The organism is Cupriavidus sp. 21MJTG02-4, assembly GCF_057798975.1.
In genome coordinates, this window is record NZ_JBYOJP010000002.1 from 1 (window position 1) to 20,575 (window position 20,575).

General features: G+C 65.4%; 17 protein-coding genes and 1 rRNA gene. 11 read left to right on the forward strand and 7 right to left on the reverse strand.

Annotated features, from left to right (window positions below; all coding sequences use genetic code 11):
* Both rrf and AC3FKH_RS03245 read left to right on the forward strand, forming a co-directional pair.
* Positions 1-100, forward strand: a 5S ribosomal RNA gene (gene rrf / locus AC3FKH_RS03240); the annotation flags it as partial.
* A gap of 269 nt (positions 101-369) precedes the next feature.
* On the forward strand, positions 370-1,287 hold the full coding sequence (locus AC3FKH_RS03245; RefSeq protein ID WP_488672909.1) for a DUF3047 domain-containing protein: 918 nt from the start codon (positions 370-372) through the stop codon (positions 1,285-1,287).
* 4 nt (positions 1,288-1,291) lie between these two features.
* Here the strand turns inward: AC3FKH_RS03245 and AC3FKH_RS03250 are convergent, their stop codons facing one another.
* Together AC3FKH_RS03250 and AC3FKH_RS03255 are read right to left on the reverse strand one after the other, a co-directional pair.
* A complete protein-coding gene (locus AC3FKH_RS03250; RefSeq protein WP_488672910.1) occupies positions 1,292-2,320 on the reverse strand; it encodes a DUF2891 domain-containing protein in 1,029 nt (342 codons plus the stop codon).
* A gap of 15 nt (positions 2,321-2,335) precedes the next feature.
* Positions 2,336-3,529 carry a M20 aminoacylase family protein gene (locus AC3FKH_RS03255; RefSeq protein ID WP_488672912.1) on the reverse strand — a complete coding sequence of 398 codons (1,194 nt, stop codon included), beginning with the start codon at positions 3,527-3,529 and terminating at the stop codon, positions 2,336-2,338.
* A gap of 315 nt (positions 3,530-3,844) precedes the next feature.
* Between AC3FKH_RS03255 and AC3FKH_RS03260 the strand changes: the two genes are divergently transcribed.
* From AC3FKH_RS03260 to AC3FKH_RS03280, 5 genes are all read left to right on the forward strand, one after another.
* Positions 3,845-5,431, forward strand: a complete 1,587-nt coding sequence (locus AC3FKH_RS03260) for an ABC transporter substrate-binding protein (RefSeq protein WP_488672913.1) — start codon at positions 3,845-3,847, stop codon at positions 5,429-5,431.
* A gap of 110 nt (positions 5,432-5,541) precedes the next feature.
* Positions 5,542-6,519, forward strand: coding sequence for an ABC transporter permease (locus AC3FKH_RS03265; RefSeq protein WP_483709454.1), 978 nt, complete (start codon positions 5,542-5,544; stop codon positions 6,517-6,519).
* Between the two features lie 3 nt (positions 6,520-6,522).
* Positions 6,523-7,437, forward strand: coding sequence for an ABC transporter permease (locus tag AC3FKH_RS03270; protein ID WP_488672914.1), 915 nt, complete (start codon positions 6,523-6,525; stop codon positions 7,435-7,437).
* A gap of 15 nt (positions 7,438-7,452) precedes the next feature.
* Positions 7,453-8,451 (forward strand): ABC transporter ATP-binding protein, encoded by a 999-nt coding sequence (locus AC3FKH_RS03275; protein ID WP_488672916.1) that lies wholly within the window; start codon positions 7,453-7,455, stop codon positions 8,449-8,451.
* Positions 8,448-9,506 (forward strand): ABC transporter ATP-binding protein, encoded by a 1,059-nt coding sequence (locus tag AC3FKH_RS03280; RefSeq protein ID WP_488672917.1) that lies wholly within the window; start codon positions 8,448-8,450, stop codon positions 9,504-9,506. Before AC3FKH_RS03275 ends, AC3FKH_RS03280 begins: the two co-directional genes overlap by 4 nt.
* 12 nt (positions 9,507-9,518) lie before the next feature.
* Here the strand turns inward: AC3FKH_RS03280 and AC3FKH_RS03285 are convergent, their stop codons facing one another.
* The gene (locus tag AC3FKH_RS03285; RefSeq protein ID WP_488672918.1) at positions 9,519-10,697 is read right to left on the reverse strand and encodes an ABC transporter substrate-binding protein; all 1,179 of its coding nucleotides are present in this window, start codon (positions 10,695-10,697) and stop codon (positions 9,519-9,521) included.
* Positions 10,698-11,020: 323 nt separating this feature from the next.
* On the opposite strand from AC3FKH_RS03285, the gene AC3FKH_RS03290 reads away from it, so the two are divergent.
* From AC3FKH_RS03290 to AC3FKH_RS03305, 4 genes are all read left to right on the forward strand, one after another.
* Positions 11,021-13,132, forward strand: a complete 2,112-nt coding sequence (locus AC3FKH_RS03290) for a molybdopterin-containing oxidoreductase family protein (RefSeq protein WP_488672920.1) — start codon at positions 11,021-11,023, stop codon at positions 13,130-13,132.
* A gap of 7 nt (positions 13,133-13,139) precedes the next feature.
* Positions 13,140-14,279 carry an aminopeptidase gene (locus AC3FKH_RS03295; RefSeq protein ID WP_488672922.1) on the forward strand — a complete coding sequence of 380 codons (1,140 nt, stop codon included), beginning with the start codon at positions 13,140-13,142 and terminating at the stop codon, positions 14,277-14,279.
* Positions 14,280-14,395: 116 nt separating this feature from the next.
* Entirely contained in the window at positions 14,396-15,031 is a 636-nt protein-coding gene (locus AC3FKH_RS03300) for a TetR/AcrR family transcriptional regulator (protein ID WP_488672924.1), read from the forward strand.
* 168 nt (positions 15,032-15,199) lie between these two features.
* Positions 15,200-16,885: a long-chain fatty acid--CoA ligase gene (locus AC3FKH_RS03305; protein WP_488672925.1), complete on the forward strand. Its 1,686-nt coding sequence runs from the start codon at positions 15,200-15,202 to the stop codon at positions 16,883-16,885.
* Between the two features lie 74 nt (positions 16,886-16,959).
* Here the strand turns inward: AC3FKH_RS03305 and AC3FKH_RS03310 are convergent, their stop codons facing one another.
* From AC3FKH_RS03310 to AC3FKH_RS03325, 4 genes are all read right to left on the reverse strand, one after another.
* The gene (locus AC3FKH_RS03310) at positions 16,960-17,409 is read right to left on the reverse strand and encodes a hypothetical protein (RefSeq protein ID WP_488672927.1); all 450 of its coding nucleotides are present in this window, start codon (positions 17,407-17,409) and stop codon (positions 16,960-16,962) included.
* Positions 17,406-17,909 (reverse strand): MarR family winged helix-turn-helix transcriptional regulator, encoded by a 504-nt coding sequence (locus AC3FKH_RS03315; protein WP_483709441.1) that lies wholly within the window; start codon positions 17,907-17,909, stop codon positions 17,406-17,408. The genes AC3FKH_RS03310 and AC3FKH_RS03315 overlap by 4 nt, the downstream gene beginning before the upstream one ends.
* A 99-nt stretch (positions 17,910-18,008) precedes the next feature.
* Positions 18,009-19,010: a Bug family tripartite tricarboxylate transporter substrate binding protein gene (locus AC3FKH_RS03320; protein WP_488672929.1), complete on the reverse strand. Its 1,002-nt coding sequence runs from the start codon at positions 19,008-19,010 to the stop codon at positions 18,009-18,011.
* 159 nt (positions 19,011-19,169) lie between these two features.
* A complete protein-coding gene (locus AC3FKH_RS03325) occupies positions 19,170-20,333 on the reverse strand; it encodes a porin (RefSeq protein ID WP_488672930.1) in 1,164 nt (387 codons plus the stop codon).
* Positions 20,334-20,575 lie beyond the last annotated feature (242 nt).

Below are 20,575 nucleotides of genomic sequence, written 5' to 3' on the forward strand. Positions count from 1 at the left end.
CGAGTTGGAACCACCCCTTCCCATCCCGAACAGGTCCGTGAAACGACTCCGCGCCGATGATAGTGCGGATTACCCGTGTGAAAGTAGGTCATCGCCAGGCTCTTACAATGCAAAACCCCTCGACAGCATGTGCTGCGAGGGGTTTTTGCTTTGGTGGACGACATAAGCGCGCGGCCAGCTGTTGTTTGCCCACGATTCGAGGGTACCGGAGTATTCCGGGCGTGTACGGCTTCTGATAACGTCCATCCCAAGTCCCGGGCCAACCGGGATGAAGCAGTCTGCCGCGCGCAATACGCGGCAAGCAGTACGTAATACCAACGCCCGCTGCGAAGCAGCAGTGCGGGCGGATTTCCGGAAGCAGGGGGTCACATGGCGGCCAGGACGTATCGGCTTGTATTGACTGGCGTGGCGGTCGCGCTGACGTTGGCGGGATGCGCATCGACGCAGGTCAGTCCGCCTCCAGACTCCGCATCGATGGCAGCCGCGTCGTCCATCGACTGCAAGGTCTTCGCGGCACGCGTCGCGACAACCGAGAACGGCACGGCCGATGCGCCGGCATCCGATGCAATGACCGCAGCCAGCGAGCAAGCCGTCGAGGCGGAAGCCGGCGATGATGGCGATGCCGCGCCGCCGCCGCTGCTGGCGCGCCTCCCCCGTTTTTCCACCGCATCCCTGCAGAACCAGCTGCCAGTTGGCTGGCAACCCTGGACGATCAATCGCAACAAGACGCCCACTCGCTATACCCTGGCCGAAGTGGATCAGCGCGTCGTCGTGCACGCCCAGGCTGACAGTTCCGCCTCCGGCCTCTATGTGCCTCTGCGTGATCGTGATGCCGGCATGCTGCGCTGGACGTGGAAAACCCATGGCATTATCCGCAACGCGGACAACGGCCAAGGCCAGCGCGAAGATTCTCCGCTGCGGCTGTTTGTCGCGTTCGACGGCGACAAAGGCAGCCTGTCACTGAAGGATCAGCTCATGTACGAAATGGCGCGCCTGACGACGGGCCGCGAAATGCCCTACGCGACGTTGATGTACATCTGGGGGGGCAAGCGCCCTGAAGGCTCGGTCCTGTCCAATCCCCATACTGATCGCGTGCGCATGATCGTCGTGGATAGCGGCACGAAGCATGCCAATGAATGGCGTTGTCACGAGCGCGACCTGCGTGCCGACTATCGCAAGGCTTTTGGAACCGACCCTGGCCGGGTCATTGCCGTTGGCATCATGACCGATACCGACAACACCCGCAGCAAGGCCGAATCCTGGTACGGCGATATCGCGCTGGACTAGATGGTCATGCGCCGCCGACCGGCTCGCTGAGCGCCAGCACGGCGAAGGACGCGAGCCAGTGCGTCGCGACGTAGCCGCCCCCCACGGCCTGCGGCAGCGAGGCTTCGATATGGTCTGACCAGGCGCGTATCGCCAGCGGCCGCAAGTCCTCGGGCAAGGCCGGCTCCAGCATGCGCCAGCACCACGCACGTGACAGGTTGAGACCATCAAGGTGCGTCATCTTGGGATCGCTGCGATCGGCGACGGCCACTGGCGTCAGCCAGTTCGCCAGCTCCGTGCGCGGCGGGGCGAACAGCCCCCACCATTCCGCAAAGGCGCAGCCGTCCATGACGGCGTGCATCAGCACGGCCTCAGTCAACCCGCCCGACAGGAATTCATCGCCGCCAGGTTCGTAGCGGGCGGGATAGTGCTGGTCGTGGCCAAACCAGCGATGCGCGCGCCGTACAATGGCCCGGCGCAGAGCGTGATGCTGGTCCGTGCGCGCGTAGGAGAGCGCCATGATCAGCGCAAACGCGCTGTTGAAGTGCGTGCCGGTACGGACCGGGAAATCCGCCACATCGAGATAGTCGACAAGCTGCTGAGCCAGATGCCGTGCCAGCGGCGCACAGCATTCGGCCCATCGGGCTGCCTGCGCATCGTGCGCGCCGGCGGACTGCAGTTCCGCCTGCAGCCGCAGCAGCCAGGCCCAGCCATAGGGCCGTTCGAACGTGCGCGATGCCGGCCGATGGAAGTACGCCAGCTCTGCCTCCATTGCCTCGGGCCGAAACTGACGGTCCAGCGTAGCCCTGATCCGCGATGCCTCGTCAAGGTCGGGCCAGATCGCCAGAAGCCGGACCAGCATCCAGTGCATGTGCACACTGGAGTGCCAGTCATAACTCCCGCAGAACACCGGGTGCAGGACGCCAGGGTCCAGCGTCTCGCCCGCCCCCGTCATCATGTGCTCCAGCTTGTACGGATAGCGGCGCCCGATATTCTCCAGCGCCACCCGGGCAAAACCATCGGCCGTATTTCGATCCAGTGCGATGCGCGCCATGGCTGTCGTGCTCGCTCAGGCCGGTGCCAGCCACTTCTCCACCAGCCTGACGAAGAAGGTAGACCCGACGGGCAGCAACTCATCGTTGAAGTCATAGCTCGGGTTGTGCAGCATGCAGGGCCCCATGCCGTGGCCGGATTCGCGATGCGTGCCGTCGCCATTGCCGATGAACAGATAGCAGCCCGGTTTCTCTTGCAGCATGAAGGAGAAATCCTCCGCGCCCATCGTCGGCTCGACGTCCGCATCGACGCTTTCGGGGCCGACCAGCGCGGCGGCCACGCCGGCAGCAAACTCGGCTTCCGCCGCGCTGTTGATGGTCGGCGGATAGTTGCGGTGGAATTCGTATTCGACCGAGCAATCGAAGGCCGCCGCCACGGCACGCGAGACTTCCTCCATGCGGCGCTCGATCAGGTCAAGCACCGGCAGCGTAAACGTGCGCACGGTGCCGCCGATCCACGCCTGGTCCGGCACGATGTTGGTTGCATCGCCGGCATGGAACTGCGTCACGGAAATCACCGCCGTGTCGATGGGCCGCTTGTTGCGCGTGATGATGCCTTGCAGCGCCGAGACGATCTGCGCCGCGGTGAACACGGGATCATTGCCGTTGTTCGGCATGGCCGCATGCGCACCCTTGCCGCGCACGACGATGCGGAATTCGTTGCTCGACGCCATCAGTGGACCCGCGCGCGTGCCGAATGCGCCGACCGGCATGCCAGGCCAGTTGTGCATGCCGAAGACGGCATCGCACGGGAACCGCTCGAACAGGCCGTCCTTGATCATCTCGCGCGCGCCGCCGCCGCCTTCCTCGGCCGGCTGGAAGATCAGGTTGACCGTGCCGTCGAAGTTGCGGTGCTCGGCCAGATAGCGCGCCGCGCCGAGCAGCATTGCCGTATGGCCATCGTGGCCGCAGGCATGCATGCGGCCGTCATGCTGCGAGCGGTGGCCGAAGGTGTTGGCCTCCTGCAGCGGCAGCGCATCCATGTCGGCGCGCAGGCCGATGCTGCGCGGGCCGTTGCCCTGGCGGATCACGCCGACGAGGCCGGTCTTTCCCAGTCCGCGGTGGACTTCGATGCCCCAGGATTCCAGCGTGCGCGCGACCACATCGGCGGTGCGCTGCTCCTGGAAGCACAGCTCGGGATGCGCATGGATGTCACGTCGGATCGTGCGGATTTCGGCTTGCGCCTGCAGGATTTCAGGGATGAGCTTCATGGTGCAGGAGCCGGTGCGGCTGGGCGGTTGAATACCCCGATCATACGATGCCCGCCCGCAAAGCGCCAAAACAGGCCGGTTTCCCGTCGGCGCAAAGCCTCATTGCGATGGCGCAGTGCAATACAGGTGGGTGGGTTTCCCCCAATGCCCCGTTTCGTTGGCTGCTGGAACAGTTCATGCTTGAAGTGCCCGGCCGGCAATACCGTCGTCACCTGATGCCCGACCGCACCAGAATGCAGCGCCCGTGGAGGATCGCTGCGCGCGCGCATTGCCGATCCTAACGTCTGCTTCACTTGTCCCTGGGAGAATTGCGCGATGTCCCTTCGCACATTCAAGAAGGCATTTGGTGCTGTCGCGGTAGCCGGGGCCATGAGCCTTGCGCTGGCCGGCGCAGCGCAGGCCGCCGATCTCAAGCTTGCCATGAGTTCGCCGCCAACCTCGATGGATCCGCACTTCTACAACCTGTTCTCGAACATCAACGTGTCGGAGCACGTCTTCGACTCGATGATCAAGATGGACCCCGACAGCCGCATCATTCCCGGCCTGGCGGAGTCCTGGAAGATGGTCAACAACCTGACGTGGGAGTTCAAGATCCGCCAGGGCGTGAAGTTCCACGACGGCTCCGAGCTGACTACCGAAGACATTGCCTGGTCGCTCGATCGCCCGGCCACCATCCAGAACAGCCCGGGGAAATTCGACGTCTACACCAAGGCGATCATCAACAAGAAGATCATCGACAAGTACACCATCCAGCTGACCACCAGCCAGCCGTATCCGCTGATGCTGAATGACCTGACGTCGATCTTCATCGTGCAGAAGAAGGCGACCCAGGGGCTCGGCTCGGATGACTTTGCACAAGGCAAGGGCATGGTCGGCACCGGCCCGTTCAAGTTTGTCAGCTATGCACGCGACGATCGGGTCGAACTGGTGCGCAACAACGATTACTGGGGACCGAAGCCCGCATGGGACAAGGTGACGCTGCGCTTCATTCCCAACCCCGCCACGCGCCTGGCCGCGCTGCTGTCCGGCGACGTGCAGGCGATCGAGAACGTGCCGACGCCGGACCTGCCGAAGGTGCGCAGCGATCCCAAGCTGTCGTTCTTCTCGAAGATCTCGCACCGCGTGATCTACCTGTACTTCGATGCCAAGCGCGACAAGTCGCCTTACGTCACGACGAAAGACGGCCAGCCGATGGACAAGAACCCGCTGAAGGATGCGCGCGTGCGCAATGCCATCAGCATGGCCATCAACCGGCAGGGCATCAAGGACCGGCTGATGGAGGGCCTGTCCGAGCCAACCGACAACCTCGTGCCGCCCACGCTGTTCGGCTATAACCCGAACCTCAAGACCGTCAAGTACGACCCGGAGGGCGCAAAGAAACTGCTCGCCGAAGCCGGCTACGCGAATGGCTTCGGCGTGACCCTGCACACGCCCAACAATCGCTACGTCAACGACGAGAAGATCGCCCAGACCATCGCACAGAACCTCACGCGCATCGGTATCGTGACGAAGGTGGAAGGCATGCCGATGGCCACGTATTCGTCCAAGGGCATCAAGCACGAATGGTCGTTCGGTCTGCTCGGCTGGGGCGCGCAGACCGGCGAAGTCAGCTCGCCGTTGCGCGCGCTGCTGGCGTGCGAGGACAGCAAGAAGGGCTTCGGCACGACCAACTGGGGCCAGTACTGCAACCCGAAGATGGACGTCGTGCTCGAGAAGGCGCTGTCCACCGTCGATGACGGCGAGCGTTCCAAACTTCTGCAGGAGGCCACCGCCATCGCCATCCACGACGGCGGTATCATCCCGATCCACCAGCAGGTGACCACCTGGGCCACGCAGAAGGGTATCGTCTATGTACCGCGCACCGACGAACGTACCTATGCGCACAACTTCAAGCCGCAATAAGCGGCGCCGTCCGGTCGCCTGCGGATAGTCATCGCGGCAACGCACATCATGCAGGCTGCGCCAGGCACGGGCGCGGCCTGCAACGGTGTGCGAAAGGATAGTGGTCTGACATGCTGGTCTTTATCATCCGGCGACTGATGCAGAGCGTGGTCGTGCTCTTCATCATGTCGCTGCTCGTTTTTCTCGGCGTCTTTGCCATCGGCAATCCCGTCGACATCCTGATCAATCCGCAGGCGGACCAGGAAGATATCCGGCGCACCATCGCTGCGCTCGGGCTCGACAAGCCGCTCTGGGAGCAATATCTCGTCTTCCTGCAGAATGCGTTGCACGGCAACCTGGGCACTTCGTTCGCGCACGGCACGCCTGCGCTCAAGCTGATCTTCGAGCGCATGCCCGCAACGATGGAGCTTGCAGTGTTCGCGATCCTGCTGGCCATCGTGCTCGGTATTCCGCTGGGCCTGTGGGCGGGGCTGCGCCCCAACGGCATCGCGGGCAAGTCGATCATGACGGTATCAATCCTGGGCTTTTCGCTGCCCACCTTCTGGGTCGGGCTGATGCTGATCATGGTGTTTGCCGTGCAGCTCGGCTGGCTGCCCTCGAACGGCCGCGGCGAGACCGTGCGCGTGCTTGGCATCCCGCTGAGCTTCCTGACCGTCGATGGCATCCGCCACCTGATCCTGCCGGCAGTGACGCTGTCGCTGCTCAATATCGCGATGGTGATTCGCCTGACGCGTGCGGGCACGCAAGAGGCCATGCTGCAGGACTACGTGAAGTTCGCGCGCGCCAAGGGCCTGTCCAACGCGCGCATCGTCGGCGTGCACGTGCTCAAGAACATCCTGATCCCGATCGTAACCGTGATTGCGCTGCAGTTCGGCTCGATCATCGCGTTCGCGATCGTGACCGAATCGATCTTTGCGTGGCCCGGCATGGGCAAGCTGATCATCGATTCGATCCAGCTGCTCGACCGGCCCGTGATCGTCGCGTACCTGATGGTGATCGTGACGCTGTTCATCCTGATCAACCTGGCGGTGGACATTGTCTACAGCATGCTCGATCCGCGCGTGCGCATTGCCGACAACAAGGGCTGAACCATGACTGCCGCCACCGCAGACAAAGCGAAGACCGCGCGCGAGCAGACGCCGCTGCGCCGCTTCGCCGCCGAATTCCTGTCCAGCAAGATCGCCGTCGCGGGCCTGATCACGCTGATCGTCATCATCCTGATCGCTATCTTTGCCCCATGGCTGGCGCCGCAGAACCCGTATGACCTGGCCACGCTGGACGTGCTCGATGCGCGCCTCGCGCCCGGAGAGCAGGCCGGCAACGGCATGACCTTCCTGCTCGGCTCGGACGAGCAGGGCCGCGACATCCTGTCCGCGGTCATGTACGGGCTGCGCATCAGCATCGGCGTGGGCGTGGTCAGCACGATCATCGCGCTGTTGCTCGGCGCCACGCTGGGCCTGCTTGCGGGCTTCCTGGGCGGACGCACCGAAGCCTTCATCATGCGCGTGGCCGACCTGCAGCTGTCGTTTCCGCCGATCCTGCTGGCGCTGATCCTGCTGGCGTTCCTGCGCCCCGGCATCGGCAATATCGTGATCGCGCTGGTAGCGGTCCAGTGGGCTTACTACGCGCGCACCACGCGCAGCGCGGCACTGGTGGAACGCCGCAAGGAATATATCGAGGCCGCCACGTGCCTGGGCCTGCCACCGGGGCGCATCATGTTCCGCCATCTGCTGCCCAACTGCCTGCCGCCGCTGATCGTGATCGCGGCGCTGCAGGTGGCATCGGCCATCACGCTCGAGGCGACGCTGTCGTTCCTGGGGCTGGGGGTGCCGATCACCGAGCCTTCGCTGGGCTCCCTGATCGCCAATGGCCAGCAGTACATGCTGTCGGGCAAGTACTGGATCAGCTTTTTCCCGGGTATCGCGCTCGTTGTGACCATCGTGGCCATGAACCTGGTGGCCGACCAATTGCGCGACGTGCTGAACCCGCGCCTGCAGACGCAATAGGGGAGGGAGCGCAACATGGCACAGCCAACCCTGGTGGTGGAACACCTCAAGACGCAGTTCTTCACGCGCGGCGGCATTGCCAAGGCGGTGGACGACGTGTCGTTCACCGTCGGCCGTGGCGAGATCATGGGCCTGGTCGGGGAATCCGGCTCGGGCAAGTCGATGACGGGCTATTCGATCATGGGCCTGATCGACGCGCCGGGCAAAGTGGTCGACGGCCGCATTGCGCTGACCAGCCGCGACGGCGTCACGCGCGACCTGCGCGCGCTCACACCCGCCCAGCAGCGCGACGTGCGCGGCAACCGCATCGCCATGATCTTCCAGGACCCGATGATGACGCTGAACCCGGTCCTGCGCATCGATACGCAGATGATCGAGGCGGTGATGGCGCACGACCGGATCAGCAAGGGGGCCGCTCGGGAGCGCGCCCGCAATGCGCTCGCGCGCGTGGGCATCCCCTCGCCGGACGAGCGGCTGCTGGCGTATCCGCACCAGTTTTCCGGCGGCATGCGCCAGCGCGTGGCGATTGCCATCGCGCTGCTGAACAAGCCCGACCTGATCATTGCCGACGAACCCACCACGGCGCTCGACGTGACGATCCAGGGCCAGATCCTCTACGAGATGCAGACGCTATGCCGCGAATCGGGCACGGCGCTGATCTGGATCACCCACGACCTGTCGGTAGTTGCGGGCCTGGCCGATTCGGTGTGCGTGATGTATGCCGGCAGGATCGTCGAATCCGGAGATGTGCGCCAGGTGCTGGAACATCCGGAGCATCCCTATACGCACGGGCTGATCGGCTCGGCACCGTCGCGCAACCCGCGTGGCGCGCCGCTGAAGCAGATCCCCGGCATGACACCGTCGCTGCTGAACCTGCCCGGGGGCTGCTCGTTCCGCGAGCGATGCCCCTATGCCACCGAAATCTGCAAGACCGAGCCACTGCTGGAGACCGCGGCCGACGGCCGGCGGCTGCGGTGCTTCCATCCGGTGATGTCCCGGCAGGAGGCCGCATGAGCGAAACGGACCTGGATACCCTTGCCATGACCGACCGACCATCGCAGCCCGCTACGCCGCCGGCACCGCTGCTGGAACTGCGCGGCGTTTCCAAGCGCTTCGTCAAATCGCTGGATATCGCGGCGCGTATCGCCAACCTGTTCGGCGCCCATGCGCGCGAAGAGGTCGTGCACGCAGTCGACCGGGTCGACCTGAGCATCGGGGAGGGCGAGGTGGTGGGGCTCGTCGGCGAGTCCGGCTGTGGCAAGTCCACGCTGGGCCGCATGGCGGTCGGCCTGCACACGCTGACCGAAGGCGAGCGTCTGTGGCGTGGCACCAACCTTGACCACTTGCCGCCGGAGAAGCGCCGCGAGAAACAACTCGCGATCCAGATGATCTTCCAGGACCCGTATGCGTCGCTCAATCCGCGCTTGCGCGTGATCGATATCGTCGGCGAGGCGCCGGTCGTGCATGGCATGGTTGCGCGCGGCGAGCAGAAGGCCTATGTGGAAGACATGCTGGTGCGCGTGGGGATGGACCCGACCGTGCTGCGCCGCTTCCCGCATCAGTTCTCGGGCGGGCAGCGCGCGCGCATCGGCATTGCCCGCGCGCTGGCGGTGAAGCCGGAATTCCTGGTGTGCGATGAATCGGTGGCGGCGCTCGATGTATCGATCCAGGCGCAGGTGCTGAACCTGTTCATGCGCCTGCGCCGGGAACTGAACCTGACCTACCTCTTCATCAGCCATGATCTCGGCGTGGTCAAGCACATCAGCGACCGCGTGGTGATCATGTACCTGGGCCGCGTGGTGGAATCGGCGCCGACCGAGGAAGTCTTCGCCGCCCCCAACCATCCGTACACGCAGGCATTGCTGGCGGAAGCGCCGAAGCTCGAAGTCGGAAAGAAGACCTATGTGGCGATCCGCGGCGAGATTCCCTCGCCGCTGCATCCGCCCACGGGCTGCCATTTCCATCCGCGCTGTCCGCATGCGATGCCGCGGTGCACGGCGGAGCAGCCGTTGCTGAAGGAGATTGCGCCGGGGCGGCTCTCGGCATGCCATTTGAACGACATGGCGTAGCTTCCCCAACCCTCAGCGAATCACCTGCCCCTTCGAGTTGATGATCGTCATCTCCACGAACTTCGACCCTACGTGGTTCTCGGGCGTGAAGTTGACGATGAAGCCGCCCAGGTCGACATTGCGCATGCCCTCGAGCGATGCCACCAGCCGTTCGCGCGTCAGGTCCTTGCCCGCGCGGCGCAGGCCTTCCGTGAACGCCTTGGCGGCGATGAAGCCCTCGATGCCGACGTAGTCGAATTCATCCGGCTTGCCCGTCGCCTGCAGCAGGCGCAGGTATTCACGCACCACCGGCAGCGTGGCATTGCCCGGGTGCGGCATGACCTGCGAGATGATCACGCCGCTGCCCTGCGGGCCGAGTTCGCGCGCCAGCGCCTGCGTGCCGACATAGGACACGTTGTAGAACTGGCCGGTGTAGCCGCGGCGCAGTGCTTCCTTCACGAAGGCCCCGGCGGTGCGATAGGCACTGATCAGCACCACTGCGTCGGGCCTGGCCTTCATCGTGCCCTGCATGGCATCGCCGATCTCGACGGTGTTGCGCACCACGTTTTCACGCGCCACGATCTGCACGCTGCTGTCGGGCGATGCCTGCAGCGCACGCGCCAGCCCATCCAGGCCAGCCTTGCCGTAGGCGTCGTCGTTGTAGACCACGGCCACGCGCTTGAGCCCGGTGGTGCGGATCTGGCGGACGATGGCGGCGGTTTCCTCGTTGAAGCCGGCACGGACATGGAAGATGTTGCCCGCGCGCGGATCGCGCAGCGACTGAGCGCCGCTGTAGGGCGCGAAGAACGGTACGCCGGCCTGGGCCGCGACCGGCAGCGATGCCTCCGCATTGTCGGTGCCCACATAGCCGAACAGGGCAAAGACGTGGCTTTCGCCGATCAGCTTGCGCGTGTTGGCCGCCGCCGTTTCCGGCTCGTTGTAGTCCTCCAGCGTTTGCAATGCGATGCGGCGGCCGTAGATGCCGCCCTGGCGGTTGACGGACTCGAAGTACAGGCGCGCGCCGGCGCCCATCTGCTTGCCCAGCGCCGCGGTCTGCCCGCTCAGTGCGGCTGACTGGCCCAGCACGATGGTGTCGGCCGTCACGCCGGCTTCCGCTGCGATGGCGGCGCCCGATGCGCCGCAAAAGCCAATGGCGCATGCCATCAGCAGGCCGGCGAAATGCCTGGCCTTGACCCCGTTCAGATCGGACATGGAACCCCGTTAAAAAGTCAGGTTGGATACCTATGCACCACCCGGGCCGGTCTGCGCTGGCGTCGGGCTTCCCGGACTCTCCACATGCCTGCGCAAGCCGTTTCCGGCTGCGTGGCGATGGGTGGCCTTCGGGACATTTCCGGCCAGGACCGGAACGCGCCGCTGCATCATAATCGAATACAATCCGATCCAGAAACTGCCTCGTCGGCCGGGGGGCTCCCGGCATCGACGGGCATCGGGCCCACCCCTCAAGGCCATCGCCCCCGACTCCATTCCAGCGCCAGTCTGGCTTTCACCTTCTCGCCCCCCGCCCCGGAGATTCCATGGCTTCCCGCATCGTCCGCGCCGCCTGTCCGCATGACTGCCCCGACACCTGTGCCTTGCTCGTAACGGTCGAGGACGGCCGCGCCACCAAGGTCAGCGGCGATCCGGACCACCCCGGCACGCAGGGCGTGCTGTGCACGAAGGTGTCGCGCTACACCGAGCGCACTTACCACCCGGACCGGCTGCTGACGCCGATGCGCCGCGTCGGGCGCAAGGGCGAAGGCAAGTTCGAGCCGATTTCCTGGGACGCGGCGCTGGACGAGGTGGCCACGCGGCTCAAGGCCATTGCCGCACGCGACCCGCAGGCGATCGTGCCGTACAGCTACGCCGGCACCATGGGACTGGTGCAGGGCGAGAGCATGGCGGCGCGCTTCTTCCACAAGCTCGGCGCCTCGCTGCTGGACCGCACCATCTGCGCGAGCGCCGGCGCCACGGCGCTGCGCTATACCTATGGCGCGAGCGTCGGCATGGACATGGAAAACGTCGTCGACGCGAAGCTGGTGATCATCTGGGGCGGCAACCCGATCGCCTCGAACCTGCATTTCTGGACGCGTGCGCAGGAAGCCAAGCGCCGCGGCGCGACGCTGGTCGCGATCGACCCGTACCGCTCGCTGACCGCCGAGAAGTGCCACCGCCACATCGCGCCGATGCCGGGCACCGATGGCGCGCTGGCGCTGGCCATCATGCACGTGCTGATCCGCGATGGCTTGCTCGACCACGACTACATCGCGCAGCACACGCTGGGCTTCGACGCGGTGCGCGAGCGCGCGCAGGCCTATTCGCCGGCCCGTGCCGCGCAGATCTGCGGCATTGCGGTGGAAGACATCGAATGGCTGGCCGGCCTCTACGGCACGCTGGCCGTGCGCGAGCGCCAGCCGGTGGCCATTCGCCTGAACTACGGCATGCAGCGGGTGCACGGCGGCGGCCAGGCGGTGCGCGCGGTGGCGTGCCTGCCGTCGCTGGTGGGCGCATGGCGCCATCCGGCGGGCGGGCTGCAGCTGTCGACCTCGGGATTCTTCCCGATCAACGAGCGCGCCCTGCAGCGGCCAGACTTGCTACCCGGACCGCGCCTGCCGCGCACCGTGAACATGAGCACGATCGGCGATGCGCTGCTCGATGCGGGGAGCCCTGGCCATCCGCGCCTCGAGGCGCTGGTGGTCTACAACAGCAACCCGGTGGCGGTGGCGCCGCAATCGAGCAAGGTGGCCGCAGGCTTCGCGCGCGAAGACCTGTTCACGGTGGTGCTCGAGCAGTTCCGCACCGATACGGCCGACTATGCCGACATCCTGCTGCCCGCGACCACGCAGCTGGAGCACGTGGACGTGCACAAGGCCTACGGGCATACCTACTTCCTGGCGAACAACGCCGCCATCGAGCCGATGGGGCAGGCACTGCCGAACACCGAGATCTTCCGCCGGCTGGCGCAGCGCATGGGGTTCGACGATCCATGCTTTGCCGACAGCGATGAACAGATCGCCGCGCAGGCCATCGTCCCCGGCGACGCCCGTGCGCAGGGCATTACGTGGGAATCGCTGAAGGCGCAAGGCTGGCAGAAGCTGTCGCTGCCGGCGGCGCCGTTCGCGCATGGCGGGTTCCCGACCGACTCGGGCAAGTGCGAGTTCTATTCCGAGGCCATGCGCAGCGCGGGCCTTGATCCGCTGCCCGACTACGTGGCGCCGTACGAGGCACCGTCTTCGGCGCCCGATCTTGCCGGCAGGTATCCGCTGGCGATGATCTCGCCGCCCGCGCGCAATTTCCTGAACAGCACCTTCGTCAACATTGACAGCCTGCGCGCGACCGAGGGCGAGCCGCACCTGGACATCCATCCCGACGATGCCGCCGCGCGCGGCATCGTCAACGGGGCCCGCGTGCGCACCTTCAATGACCGCGGCAGCATGCTGGCGCGGGCGCGCGTGACCGACCGCGCACGGCGCGGGCTGGTGGTGGGATTGTCGATCTGGTGGAAGAAGCTGGCGCCCGACGGCAAGAACGCCAACGAGCTGACCAGCCAGCGGCTAACCGACCTGGGCCGCGCGCCGGTGTTCTATGACTGCCTGGTCGAGGTCGAAGCGTGCCACGAAGCCAGCCAGGCGGTGGCCGCGGTCTCCTGATCCGGTGATGGACGGGAAGCGGGGCCGCCTGCGCGCGGCGGGCATCCTGGTCGCGGCGGGGCTCGCGCTGGCGGTGGCCGGCTGCGATACGGTCGGCTACTACTACCAGTCCATCGGCGGCCACCTTGGCGTGATGGCGCAGGCGCAGTCGCTCGATGAGGCGATTGCCGGCGCACACGCTTCCAATGACACACGCCTGGCCCAGCGCCTGGCGCTGGCGCGCCGCATCCGCGACTACGCCTCGCGCGAGCTGAAGCTGCCCGACAACGGCAGCTATCGCCGCTACGCCAACCTGCACCGTCCCTACGTGGTCTGGAGCGTGTTCGCCACGCCCGAGCTGTCGATGTCGTTGCACCAGTGGTGTTTCCCCATCGTCGGCTGCATCAGCTATCGCGGCTACTACGCACAGGGCGATGCCGAGCACTATGCCGCCGGCTTGCGCCGCGAAGGCCTGGAAGCCTACGTGGCCGGCATTCCGGCCTATTCCACGCTGGGCTATTTCGATGATCCGCTGCTGAACACCTTCGTCTACCTGCCCGAAGGCGAACTGGCCCGCATGATCTTCCATGAACTCGCGCACCAGGTCGTCTATGTGCGCAACGACACGGCGTTCAACGAATCCTTCGCGACCGCGGTGGAAATCGCCGGCGTGGGGCACTGGCTGCATGACGACGCGTCGGACGATGCGCGTGCCAGCTATCGGCTGTACGACAGCCGGCGCCGACAGTTCCGCTCGCTGCTGCTGGACACGCGCGACCGGCTCGATGCCTTGTACCGCTCGAATGCCAGCGACGAAGCCAAGCGCCAGGGCAAGGCCGAGATCTTCGACAGCCTGCGCAGCCAGTACGCCAGGCTGCGCGTGGAGTGGGGCGGCTACAGCGGCTACGACCGCTGGTTCGACCAGCCGCTGACCAACGCGCAGCTGGCCGCCGTGGCCACGTACCAGCAATGGGTGCCGGCCTTCACGGCGCTGCTCGACAGCGTGGGCGGCGACTGGACGCGTTTCTATGCCGAGGCGGCCCGCATCGGCGACCTGCCGCCGGACAAGCGCCACGAGGCCTTGCGCAAACTCGCGCCGCCGGCCGTGAATACCGGGACGCTGAACGCCGAGGAGCGTGCGCCCGGCAGCGTCCGTTCCGACCACTGAGCGGGCGCGCTCAGGCGCCAATCGGCCGAAGCCCGAGGGTGGTCGTCCTGACGGCAGGCGCCTACCCCGCGGTCTGGAGGGATGGCGCGGCCTTGGCGGCGTGCGAGAATTGAAACATGTCGATTGCACCGAAACCCGCAGCGGCGGCCGAAGACACGCCGGCCCGCCCGCATATCGCCGAGCGCCAGGAAGCCCGTCGCCGCCAGATCCTGGACGCGGCGGCGCAGCTCTTCTACACCAAGGGCTATCCCGGCATGACCATGAACGACCTCTGTCGCTCGCTGGGCGTGACCAAGCCGGCGGTCTACTACTATTTCACGGACAAGTACGAGATCTTCGACATCCTGTGCCGCGAATCGGCACAGACCTGCCTGCCGGTGATCCGCGAGACGGCCGATCCGTCGTTGCCGGTCCGCGAACGGCTGAATGCCTGCCTGCTCGAAATGGCGCGGCGCTGCGTGTCGTGCCATGTCGCCGCCACGCTGAGTTTCCGCGACAACCAGTACCTCAAGCCCGAGACGGTGGCCTGGCTCGACAGCATGGCGCGCGAGTTTTATCGGGGCCTCTACACGCTGCTCGAGGAAGGCAAGCGCGAGGGCGTATTCGCGTTCGGCGATGCACGCGTCACAGCGCATTCGATCGGCAGCGTGATCGGCTTCATGTACACCTGGCACCAGCCGGGCCGCATGGACCCCGACGCGCTGGCCAGGGAGCTGGCCTCCAACATGATGAAGCTGGTCCTGCCCGCCTGAGTACGGTTTCAGGGTTATCCCGTGGCCGGCACTGTCGCGGTGGCGCATAATCCTCCTGAGCGCTGGCCCGGCCCCTGAGGACTTCATCTAACGTGTTGTTTTCATACGGGGCGCCGTTTAGCATTCCCGAAAAATCGAACGACCATTCAGAAATCAGGAGACGGTGTCATGGACAGGTTTTGGCTCAAACACTACCCGGCCGGCGTACCCGCCGACATCGATGCCAGCCAGTTTCCCTCGCTTGCGCAGCTGCTCGAGCATTCCTTCCGCACCTATGCCAACCGCCGCGCCTTCGTCTGCATGGACAAGGCCATCACCTACGGCGAGCTGGACCGGATGTCCACGCACTTCGCCGCGTGGCTGCAGTCGCGCGGCCTGCGTCCGGGCGCGCGCGTGGCGATCATGATGCCGAACGTGCTGCAGTATCCGGTGGTGCTGGCCGCCGTGCTGCGCGCCGGGTTTGTCGTGGTCAACGTCAACCCGCTTTATACCCCGCGCGAACTGGAGCACCAGCTCAAGGACAGCGGCGCCGAAGCCATCGTCATCCTCGAGAACTTTGCCACCACGCTGCAGCAGGTGCTGGCGCGCACGCCGGTCAAGCACGTGGTGGTCGCGAGCATGGGCGACATGCTGGGTGGCCTCAAGGGCGCGATCGTCAATTTCGTGGTGCGCAACGTCAAGAAGATGGTGCCGGAGTGGGAACTGCCCAACTGCGCGCGCTTCAACGCCGTGCTGGCGGAAGGGCGCAAGCTCACGCTGCAGCCTGCCACGACCGGCCCGGACGACGTCGCGTTCCTGCAATACACGGGCGGTACCACTGGCGTTTCCAAGGGCGCGGAGCTGCTGCACCGGAACGTCGTGGCCAACGTGCTGCAGTCCGAAGCGTGGATGCAGCCGGCATTGAACAAGGGCGCGCCGATCGAGCAGGTGGTCACGATCACCGCGCTGCCGCTGTACCACATCTTCGCGCTGACGGTCTGCTGCCTGCTGGGCATGCGCAATGGCGGCATGAGCGTGCTGATCCCGAACCCGCGCGACATCCCGGGTTTCATCAGGGAACTGCAGAAATACAAGTTCCACATGTTCCCGGCGGTCAACACGCTGTACAACGCGCTGATCAACAACCCCGAAATCGGCAAGGTCGATTTCTCGGGACTGCGCGTGGCCAATGGCGGCGGCATGGCGGTGCAGGAAGCCGTGGCCAAGCAGTGGCTGGCCAAGACCGGCTGCCCGATCATCGAGGGCTACGGCCTGTCCGAGACCTCGCCTTCGGCGACCTGCAACCCGACCGACAGCACGGCGTTCTCCGGCACCATCGGCCTGCCGCTGCCGTCGACCGATGTCGCCATCCGCGATGATGACGGCCGCGACGTGCCGCTCGGCCAGCCCGGGGAAATCTGCATCCGCGGCCCGCAGGTGATGGCCGGCTACTGGAACCGTCCGGACGAGACCGCCAAGGTCATGACGCCCGACGGCTTCTTCAAGACCGGCGATATCGGCGTGATGGACGAACGCGGGTACACGAAGATCGTCGACCGCAAGAAGGACATGATCCTGGTGTCGGGATTCAACGTCTATCCGAACGAGATCGAAGGCGTGGCGGCCGAATGCCCCGGCGTGCTGGAAGTCGCGGCCGTGGGCGTGCCAGACACGCACTCGGGCGAGGTGGTGAAGCTCTACGTGGTGAAGAAGGACCCGGCCCTTACCGAGGCGGACGTGATCGAGTTCTGCAAGGAACGGCTGACCGGCTACAAGCGGCCCAAGTACGTGGAATTCCGCACGGAGCTGCCGAAGACCAACGTGGGCAAGATCCTGCGCCGCGAACTGCGCGATACGCGCCAGGCGGCGGCCTGACCCAGGCCCAAGGCATAAACGGAACGGCCTCCCTCACGCTGTTGAGGGAGGCCGTATTGCTTTGCACGCGTGGTTCAGCACTCGTTTGATGGCGCCATGCGGGGTTCGCTGCTGCCGTCCGGGTAGATCAGCCGCACGCAGGCACCCGGCTCCAGCCCGGGAACGGCCGGGGCATTGACCGAGGCGATGGTGCCATCGAGGGTGCGCACCTTGTATTGGAACAGGTCGATCTGCTGCTGCGGCGGCGGCCGGTTGAACAGCCGCGAGAGGTCAAACGAGAAGCCGACGCCCACGCCGCCTCCGCCGCCACCGCTGCCTCCCACCGCACCGACGCCAACGCCGCCATAGTTGCCGTAGCCGGCGTTGTCGGCGACATCGATGCGGGTCAGGAAAGTCTTTTCGGTGACGCGGCCGAGCTTGATGGTGGCATTGAGCGGCGTGACCTGCGGCGCGGGCGGCGCCGTGTTGCAGCCGGCCAGCACGGTCAGCAGGGCGGCCAGGACCAGTATGCGTGGGGTCTTCATGGCGAAGTCAGGCCGGCCTTGAGCCGGCCAAGCAGGCGGAACAGGGCGCGGCGGTCGGTATCGGCCAGTCCCGCGAACAGTTGCTCGATCCAGTCTTCATGCGCGCGCGCCATGCGGGAAAACGCCTCGCGGCCGGCCGGCGTGAGCCGGATCAGGTAGGCGCGCCGGTCGGTAGGCAGGGCCTCGCGCGAGACCAGTCCTTCTTCCTGCAACTGGTCGGTGATGCCGGTGACGTTGCCCCCGGTCACCATCATGCGGCGCGACAGCTCGCCCATCTTCAGGCCTTCCGGATGGCGATCGAGCTGGGCCATCAGGTCGAAGCGGGGCAGGGTGCAGGCGAAGTCCTGGCGCAGCCGGCTGCGGATGTCGGCTTCCACCAGGTTGGTGCAGGTCAGCAGGCGCAACCACAGGCGCAGCGCTTCATGCACGGTGTCGCCGGCGCGGGTTTCCAGGTCGACCGGGGCGGCATCGGCATTGCCGGCGGTGGAGGGATTGGGCATCTCTATGGCAGGTTGTGCGACCGGGCGGCCCGCTCCGGCGGGCTGCCCAGAAATTTGATGCCTCAAGTATATGCCGGTTGGACTGTTCGAACCGCTATCTCAGTCCACCTTGGCCCCGGACGCCTTGACCACCTGGGCCCACTTGGCGGTTTCGGCCTTGATCAGCGCCGCGAACTGCTCGGGTGTGTTGCCGACCGGCTCCGCGCCCTGGGCCTGCAGGCGCTCGCGCACGGCCGGCGAGCCCAGCGCCTTGGCCACCTCATGCTGCAGCCGGCTGATGATCTCGTGCGACGTGCCGGCCGGCGCCAGCAGGCCGAACCAGGAGCTGGCCTCGAAGGCAGGAAGGTTCGCGGCGGCGGCGATGGTCGGCACGTCGGGCAGGGCCGGCGATGGCTTTGCGCTGGTCACGGCCAGCGCCTTGAGCTTGCCGGCCTTGATCAGCGCCATCGAGGACGGCAGGTTGTCGAACATGACCTGCATGGTGCCCCCGGCGAGGTCCGTCAGCGCGGGGCCGCTGCCCTTGTACGGGAAGTGGACCATGTAGGTGCGCGTCTGCGTCTTGAACAGTTCGCCAGCCAGGTGGATGGACGTGCCGTTGCCGCTCGACGCCATGTTCAGCTTGCCCGGATTGGCGCGCGCGTAGGCGATCAGGTCGCGCACATTGTTGATCTTGTTCTGCTGGGCGAAGGCCGGGTTGATGACCAGCACGTTGGGCACCGCGGCCACTTCCGTGATCGGCGCGAAGTCCTTGATCGGATCGAACGGCAACTTGCTGTACAGCGACTGATTGATGCCGTGCGTGCCGACCGTGCCCATCAGCAGCGTGTAGCCGTCGGGCGCGGACTTGGCCACGATGTCGGCGCCGATATTGCCGCCGGCTCCGGGCTTGTTGTCCACCACCACGTTCCAGCCGGGCAGCTTCGCCAGCTCGGCCGCCACGGCGCGCGCCAGGATGTCGGTCGTCCCGCCCGCCGCGAAGGGCACCACGAGCCGGATCGGCTTGTTTGGATAGGGATCGGCCGCCACGGCCGCCTGGCCGACCAGTCCGGCCAGGCAGCCGGACAGCAGCAGCGCCATCAGGCGCCGGCGATTGCGTTGCATGGTTGTCTCCTCTCGTGTCCGGCGGACTGGTTGGCTTGTGAGGGCATTCTAGTTACTGCCCGTGACCACGCCGATGAGGAAATGCCCTATGCGTCGCCCACGCACTCATGAAAAAAGGCACCCGAAGAGGTGCCTTTGCCATGCCATGGAAGTCCTGGATCAGAACTTGTGGCGAATACCGACTGCGGCGCCGAACATCGAGCTCTGACCATTGGCCAGCGCATAGCTTTGGCCAAGGGAAAGGCTCGTGGCGTACGTAGTGGCCAGGGATTCCATCGTGAGGCCAGCGTTCCTGGCGTAGGCGGTGCTCAGGTAGACATCGGTGCGCTTGGAGAAGGCGTAATTCGCAACGAAGGCGATTTGCCACGGGTTGGCAACGTGCGTGTCGCCGAACAGGCTCTTGATGTTGTCGTAGTTGTATTCGAGCGTCAGGCCGACAGACGGGGTGACTTGGTAGTTGGCGCCGACCCAGAAGAAGTCGTCACGCTGGATCAGCACGTCTGCGTTGTTCTTCTGCTGGCCCCAACGGTAACCGCCCATGATCTTGGCCGGACCCCACGAATAGCTGCCAGCGACCGAAGCCTTCTTGACGGTGCCGTTGCCGGTACCGATGGTCGGATTCCACTGGTCGTAGCCAATGGTTGCGCCGAACGAGCCTCCAAGGTAGGTGACAGCCGCACCGTAGCCGGTATCGCGACGGAACGCGCCCGGGACTTCACCGTTGCCACCGATCGGCGTTGCCACGCCGACGGTTGCCGGCAAGGCTACGCCCGTGCCGAACGACCAGTGGGCTCCGGCGGTGAACGGGCCGAACTTGCCCGTGTACTTGATGGTGTTGTCCTCGCGGTAGTTCGGACCTTGCTGCAGTACGACTGGCTCGTACTGGGTGGCATAGGCGGTCGGCGAGAAGTTAGCCAGGGCGTCGAACATCGCGACGTACTGGCGACCGAAGGTGAACTGCCCGATGCTGTCGCTTTGCAGACCCACGAAAGACTGGCGGCCAAAGAGGCGGCCGCTTTGCTGGAGGCCGCCCGTGTCGCTGCTGAAGCCGCTCTCAAGCACGAACACAGCCTTCAGGCCGGCGCCGAGGTCCTCCGTGCCGCGCAAGCCCCAGCGCGACCCGGACAGGCCGCCAGGGTCCATGCGGGTAACGGAATGGGACGGACCACGATTGAAGCCGTTGGCTGCAGTGGGCACGACGCCAACGTTATTAACGTACTCGATATTGGCGTCCACCACGCCGTACAGCGTCACGCTCGATTGTGCTTGTGCCGCACCAGCAAAGGCACCCAATGCCGCCATCGCGATAAGCGATTTTTTCATGCTCCAGGATCTCCACTAATGATTGTTATGTGGTCAACGGGGAAACCTCCTACGGTCTCCATTCCCTATTGCCAAACTTCGTAAGAAGTTGCGAAGTACTGTAACAAACAACCCTAAATTCACTATCTGGTGCCAATGCCCTTTGTCTTCTTTTAACAACTCAGGGTTTTTGTGTACTTTTGGGTAAATAGCGAGGCCTGGCATGGGTTGGCGGGAGTTAGAGGCTTGCTACAATGCGGGTA

Excerpts from the sequence above, each read along its gene's own strand:
- AC3FKH_RS03245 (WP_488672909.1), top strand. The coding sequence starts at position 370 with ATGGCGGCCAGGACGTATCGGCTTGTATTGACTGGCGTGGCGGTCGCG.
- AC3FKH_RS03250 (WP_488672910.1), bottom strand. The coding sequence starts at position 2,320 with ATGGCGCGCATCGCACTGGATCGAAATACGGCCGATGGTTTTGCCCGG.
- AC3FKH_RS03255 (WP_488672912.1), bottom strand. The coding sequence starts at position 3,529 with ATGAAGCTCATCCCTGAAATCCTGCAGGCGCAAGCCGAAATCCGCACG.
- AC3FKH_RS03260 (WP_488672913.1), top strand. The coding sequence starts at position 3,845 with ATGTCCCTTCGCACATTCAAGAAGGCATTTGGTGCTGTCGCGGTAGCC.
- AC3FKH_RS03265 (WP_483709454.1), top strand. The coding sequence starts at position 5,542 with ATGCTGGTCTTTATCATCCGGCGACTGATGCAGAGCGTGGTCGTGCTC.
- AC3FKH_RS03270 (WP_488672914.1), top strand. The coding sequence starts at position 6,523 with ATGACTGCCGCCACCGCAGACAAAGCGAAGACCGCGCGCGAGCAGACG.
- AC3FKH_RS03275 (WP_488672916.1), top strand. The coding sequence starts at position 7,453 with ATGGCACAGCCAACCCTGGTGGTGGAACACCTCAAGACGCAGTTCTTC.
- AC3FKH_RS03280 (WP_488672917.1), top strand. The coding sequence starts at position 8,448 with ATGAGCGAAACGGACCTGGATACCCTTGCCATGACCGACCGACCATCG.
- AC3FKH_RS03285 (WP_488672918.1), bottom strand. The coding sequence starts at position 10,697 with ATGTCCGATCTGAACGGGGTCAAGGCCAGGCATTTCGCCGGCCTGCTG.
- AC3FKH_RS03290 (WP_488672920.1), top strand. The coding sequence starts at position 11,021 with ATGGCTTCCCGCATCGTCCGCGCCGCCTGTCCGCATGACTGCCCCGAC.
- AC3FKH_RS03295 (WP_488672922.1), top strand. The coding sequence starts at position 13,140 with ATGGACGGGAAGCGGGGCCGCCTGCGCGCGGCGGGCATCCTGGTCGCG.
- AC3FKH_RS03300 (WP_488672924.1), top strand. The coding sequence starts at position 14,396 with ATGTCGATTGCACCGAAACCCGCAGCGGCGGCCGAAGACACGCCGGCC.
- AC3FKH_RS03305 (WP_488672925.1), top strand. The coding sequence starts at position 15,200 with ATGGACAGGTTTTGGCTCAAACACTACCCGGCCGGCGTACCCGCCGAC.
- AC3FKH_RS03310 (WP_488672927.1), bottom strand. The coding sequence starts at position 17,409 with ATGAAGACCCCACGCATACTGGTCCTGGCCGCCCTGCTGACCGTGCTG.
- AC3FKH_RS03315 (WP_483709441.1), bottom strand. The coding sequence starts at position 17,909 with ATGCCCAATCCCTCCACCGCCGGCAATGCCGATGCCGCCCCGGTCGAC.
- AC3FKH_RS03320 (WP_488672929.1), bottom strand. The coding sequence starts at position 19,010 with ATGCAACGCAATCGCCGGCGCCTGATGGCGCTGCTGCTGTCCGGCTGC.
- AC3FKH_RS03325 (WP_488672930.1), bottom strand. The coding sequence starts at position 20,333 with ATGAAAAAATCGCTTATCGCGATGGCGGCATTGGGTGCCTTTGCTGGT.